General features: G+C 53.0%; 1 protein-coding gene. It reads left to right on the forward strand.

What is annotated here, in order from left to right; translation table 11 throughout:
• Positions 1-150: 150 nt before the first annotated feature.
• Positions 151-402 (forward strand): hypothetical protein (locus I6F37_RS43000; RefSeq protein WP_225154828.1); only part of this gene is annotated, 252 nt, incomplete at its 3' end.

Consider the following 402-nt stretch of genomic DNA (forward strand, 5'->3'; position numbering starts at 1 on the left):
TCATGTCTGTGTTCATTGCGTTCATAACGTTTCTCCGAAACTGCGGTTGAGTTTTGATGCTGCCCCAAAAAGCCATCAGGCCAAAGGGTTCATCGATGGCGAAACTAGCCCGCCTGTCAGTCGGTGCAAAGCCGAAAGCCGGATATCCGCTTGGCTGCCGAACCCGGTGGGTCAAGCACTCCTTCCCATTTGACCCCCTGGAAAAGTTTTCGGAGTATCCGCGCCATGAAATCTCCCAAACCTGCGAGGTTGTTTCCACTCATCATTGCCACCTGTTTTCCCGTTGCTTTGGCTCTGGCGGAGGTGAACAAGGTCGAGAAGATCGCGCCCGACGTTTATTTTCACGAGGGCGACATCAAGGCGAAAGGGCATTGCAACAACGGCTGGATTGTTTTCGAAGAC

Origin of the sequence: Bradyrhizobium sp. NBAIM08 (assembly GCF_020193935.1) — a bacterium.
GTDB lineage: Bacteria > Pseudomonadota > Alphaproteobacteria > Rhizobiales > Xanthobacteraceae > Bradyrhizobium > Bradyrhizobium yuanmingense.